The following is a 5,271-nucleotide window of genomic DNA, read 5'->3' as shown; positions in this document are numbered from 1 at the left end:
CTCACTGGAATCAATCGCCAATTCCGGCTCTTTGCCATCAGAACCAAGAGAAGTTGCTTCGCGTTTGTCATAATCAAGAAGCTTTGTTTGAGGGCAATGAATTTGTCCAGAACAATAGCATCTCACAAGCGATGGAAAGAATTTTAGCTGAGTTGGATAAAACCGATATCAAGCAAGAGTCTTTAGAACTCCAAGGGTTTTATAACAGTGTAAAATTCCGCGCCTCTGGGATAACCGAACCCCATGCAAGACAGAACCTTATTATCAAACTTTACGAGGATTTCTTTTCCAAGGCATTTAAGAAAACCACGGATAGGCTTGGGATTGTTTATACGCCGGTTGAGGTTGTTGATTTTATCATTCATTCTGTTGATGATGTGTTGCGGAATGAATTTGGCAAAAGCTTGGGGTCACGGGGTGTTTCTATTCTTGACCCTTTTACAGGTACTGGTACCTTTATCACACGGCTTTTACAATCCAATCTCATCAAACCAGAGGATATGGAATATAAGTTCCGTCATGATATCCATGCCAATGAGATTGTTTTGCTTGCCTATTACATAGCAGCGATTAACATTGAATCGACCTATCATAGTATCATGAAAGGAGAGTATATTCCCTTTAAGCATATTGGCTTAACCGATACTTTCCGCATGCTTGAAGAGAAGAACCTTCTGCAAAAATTATTTAAAGAAAACAGTGAATATCTGGAACATCAAAAGAAACTGGATATTGAAGTTATCTTTGGTAACCCTCCTTATTCGGTAGGACAAAAGAGTGAAAATGATAATGCAAAGAATACACCCTATCCGATATTAAATGACCGCATTCGTGAGACTTATATAGCTCAATCGAAAGCAACTAGTACGCAAAAGTTATATGATAGTTATATTCGTGCCATTCGCTGGGCGAGTGACCGTATTGGTAATGCTGGAGTAATCGGCTTTGTTTCTGGTTCTAGTTATGTAGAAAAGCCAACAATGGATGGTTTACGAAAATCTTTAGCCAAAGAGTTTACGAGTATTTATGTGCTTAATTTACGGGGGGATATCCGCAAAAATATATTAAGCAATGGATCTTCTCAAGAAGGAGAGAATATTTTTGGTAGTGGTAGTATGACTGGTATTGCGGTAACGCTATTTATCAAAAATCCCAATGTTTCTGGAGAGTGTAAAATTTACTATCATGATATTGGAGATAATCTTTCCACCGAAAAAAAACTTGGAATGATTCAAGACTTTGGTAGTGTTGGTGGCATTACACGGAGTAAACAAGGTTGGAAAATAATTACACCAGATAAGCATGGTGATTGGATACATCAACGTGATAAAAGTTTCAAAACATTCTTAGCTATGGGTATCAAAAAGGGGTATGATAAAAAACTCTTTGAAACTTATTCTCTTGGTGTTTCAACCAATCGTGATGCTTGGGCGTATAACTCAAGCCGTGAAATTTTAGCAAAGAATATGGGTAATATGATTACCTTTTATAACAGCGAAGTGAAATGTTTTAATGAGATCTATCCACATGCTGACCGTAACACATGTAAAAAGGCTGTAGATAATTTCGTAAATTCAGATAGTAAAAAAATTAGTTGGAGCAGTACTCTTAAAGGAGAATTATTAAGAGGCAAATTTTCAGAATTTGAAGCTACATGCCTTACTCAAAGCCTTTATCGCCCTTTTACAAAACAATGGCTTTATTACAATAGCGTCTTTAATGAAGCAGTCTATCAAATGCCGCGTATATTCCCGATAGGACAAGCGGTAAAAAATAAGGTAATACAAGTTACAGGCGTAGGAGCAAGAAGTGGATTTTCTGTTTTGATGAGTAAGGATTTACCTAACCTTCACGCAATAGATACAGGTCAATGCTTTCCAAAATACTTTTATGAAGATATTACCTCCTTAAAATCTAAAGATAATAACCAGTCACATTTATTTACGAATTCTATAGAAAAAAGCAACAATGCTGATTTACAACAGTGTGATGGCATTACAGATGCGGGATTAGCACATTTTAAAGAGGCTTATCCTAATGAAACCATAACAAAAGATGATCTATTCTATTATGTTTACGGTCTACTTCATTCGGAAGATTATCGTTCTCGTTATGCTGATAACCTCTCTAAAGAACTGCCTCGTATCCCTTGTGTAAAGAGTGCTGATGATTTTTGGAAGTTTGTGACAGCAGGGCGTGAACTCGGTCATTTGCACGTGAATTATGAAACTGTAGAGCCGTATCCAGTAACCTTTAAAAAGGGTAATCCAAAACAGACAGAGATCTCTAATCCCGAAAAGTTTTATTATGTGACTGAAATGAAATTCGCAAAAGCAGGTAAAGAGAAAGGCAAAGCCGAAAAGGATAAATCAACTGTTATTTACAATAGCAATATTACCATAACAGATATCCCTCTTGAAGCTTATGAGTATATCGTCAATGGCAAGCCTGTTCTTGAATGGGTTATGGGGCGTCAATGCGTTAAGACTGATAAAAAGAGTGGCATTGTGAATGATGCCAACCGTTATGCTGTTGAAACCGTTGGCAACCCTGCCTACCCTCTAGAGTTATTTCAGAGGGTTATTACCGTAAGTTTAGAGACAATGAAAATCGTTAAGAACCTACCAAAACTAGAAATTAAAGAAATTGAATAGACTTGGCTTGCTAAACTCACAAGGGGTATAGAGTCTTATAACCATAATCTATACCTCTCTTGTTAAGTTGATTAGATACAATCTTTAAAAAGAGTGCTTATATGCTTTATTCTAAAAAGAAATCATTTGCACTTTTAGATACTCTTATTTGGATTGCCTTTAAGACTTTTAAGAAACCCTATCTAAAGTGAATTAAATTTTTTTACATTGCCTTTAAAAGATTATACCGTAATCTAAAATGATAGCTTTGTTTAAAGAGAGTTATGTATATTCATTTTCTTATATTACTTATAGGTTTTGAAGGTTTCTCAAACCCTCAAAATACCTTCAAAACCCCTTTTTATATATATTACAGATTGTATTTACGTGTTGTGTGTAATATGGGTTGTTTATTTAAAACATTAACATATTGAAATATAATAACTTTTATTTTTTGATTGAAAAATAATATATAAAGGGGCGTAAAAGGAACCCTCAAAATACTCAAAATCTTCAAAACTCATAACCATAATGGTCTTGATAGTACTTCTTATGCGTTACAAACTATCTTTTGAAAAGGCTTTAAAGGAGCATATGCTTTTCATAAAGCACATTTTAATCACTCACTAAAATAATCACTTTTGTCGGTTCAATTTACTGACACATAACTGACAAATATATATTATGAATTGAATTTATGGGTTGTCTTTTAATAAAGGTTGCATCATTAAAATTATAACCTATTGAAATATAATGTTTTTAATTTTCTCTCATTTAAAAAAATAATAGAGGGTCTAAAAAGAACTGACAAAACTGACACAACTGACAAAAGCCTATTAAAAGGTATTTTTCTGATCTCTATAATGATCAATCTCTCTTTAGATGTTTTCATAACAGTCTATAAATCACAATTATTCTATTTATCGCTTCTCTTATGACAATGAAAAATGATGCCATGGCTATAAAGAACATAACAACTATAGAGAAAGCAAAAATGCAAATGAAAGCATTTGTTTATAAAGACAGTCCCTATAAAGGCTGTTAAGTCTAAAATGTGTTATTAAAAGAAATTAACAGAAATCTTAAAAGCCATTTAGTGACAAAATTGATAGGTTATAAAGTTTAAAATACGCATTATGAGATCGTTTCTAAATATTATAAATGTATAGATTCAGAAAATAACGCAATCGTTTCATAAAACCTATAATATAGCTTTAAAAGCACATGAATATAAAAGAAGCAATTAATAAGCATACGATATTATCGATACACAACGTATTAAAAAAATACAAAAAAATATCAAAAAAGATAAAATATTATTTGACAATAAATACGTATTTTGTTATATAAATACTCAAGTGATTCAAAACGCTAAACATACAGTGGATAAACAACCAAAATTGTTTACTTCCTCTACAAAATTCGATTATTACAACGCTTTATATTATAAGTGTATGTATTTATGTCGGGTGTGCTTATGCCATACAATACCCTTATGGGAAAAGCATAGCAACGGACTGTATGCCGTGTTTTGAACGCCCGGCGCCCTTATAGGCTGTCAATTCAAAACTTTTTAAAACATACAGGTTTAATTATGACAACTACATCAAACAACACCCCCGTTATCTCTTCCATTTCAAATGAAACCGCGCCCGTTAATAAACAAGAGCCTGCAAAAAAATACGAATTTACAGGAGAGACAATAGAGGTTGGTGATTATACTCTTTATCGCATTCGGGCTTTAAGGGATTTTGCTAATATAAAAGCTGGTGATTTAGGCGGCTTTATACATAAGGTTGCAAATTTAGCTCATAATGGTGATTGTTGGGTCGGTGGCAATGCCATGGTTTATGGTGATGCTCGTATTTACGATAATGCCCATGTTTCGGATAATGCAAAAATTACTGGATCTGCAAAAATTTATGAAAATGCAAGGGTCTATGGCAATGCTAGCGTGCATATTAGAGCTGAGGTTTATGGCAATGCGCAAGTCTATGAGAACGCATTGATTTATGGTGATATTTTTGGACATGCTAAAGTGTATGGAAATGCAAAAATTTATGACACTATTTATGGCAAATTTCTTGATAAAACTCGAATTTATGGCAATGCTGAGGTTTATGATAAAGCGCGTGTTTTAGGAACCTCTCAGGTTTATGATAATGCCCATGTTTATGAAAATGCTATAGTTTTTGATAATGCTAGGGTTTGCGATAATGCCCATGTTTGTGGCGCTGCTATGGTCAATAGAGAAGCCAAGGTTTATGGCAAGGTTTATGGTGGCGCTTGGGTTTCCAATAATGCTTTAATTTCTGATAATGCCGAGGTTTATGATGATGCTCGCATTTATGACAATGCAAAAATTTATGGCAAGGTCCATGGTGATGCTCATGTCTATGGCAATGCCAAGGTAATTGGCTATACTGAGATTGGTGGTGATACCAAAATTGGTGGCAATTATAAAGAACCCGTTATCACTGGTGATATTGTTTTTACAACTGTGTAAATGACGCGCGGGCGCGGCGGGGGCGCCCCTCTTTAAACATTTCATTCTAAAATTCAAATCTATTTATAAAGGAATTGTGCTATGCAAAAAAAGTTTGCACTCACAAATGAGACACGTGTATTTAATAATCAA

At 34.4% G+C, this 5,271-nt stretch carries 1 protein-coding gene and 1 pseudogene; both read left to right on the top strand.

Features of this window, described 5'->3' with window-relative positions; all coding sequences use genetic code 11:
- Nucleotides 1–77: 77 nt before the first annotated feature.
- Nucleotides 78–2,654: pseudogene (locus ACFILZ_RS09165) on the top strand (type ISP restriction/modification enzyme); the annotation flags it as partial.
- Between the two features lie 1,573 nt (nucleotides 2,655–4,227).
- Nucleotides 4,228–5,139 carry a hypothetical protein gene (locus tag ACFILZ_RS09160; protein ID WP_375610962.1) on the top strand — a complete coding sequence of 304 codons (912 nt, stop codon included), beginning with the start codon at nucleotides 4,228–4,230 and terminating at the stop codon, nucleotides 5,137–5,139.
- The last annotated feature ends 132 nt before the right edge of the window (nucleotides 5,140–5,271 follow it).

Origin of the sequence: Bartonella sp. AP40SXNS (assembly GCF_042195825.1) — a bacterium.
Taxonomy (GTDB): domain Bacteria; phylum Pseudomonadota; class Alphaproteobacteria; order Rhizobiales; family Rhizobiaceae; genus Bartonella.
The sequence above is the reverse complement of the archived record's forward strand: the minus strand, read 5'-3'. Positions and strand labels throughout refer to the sequence as shown.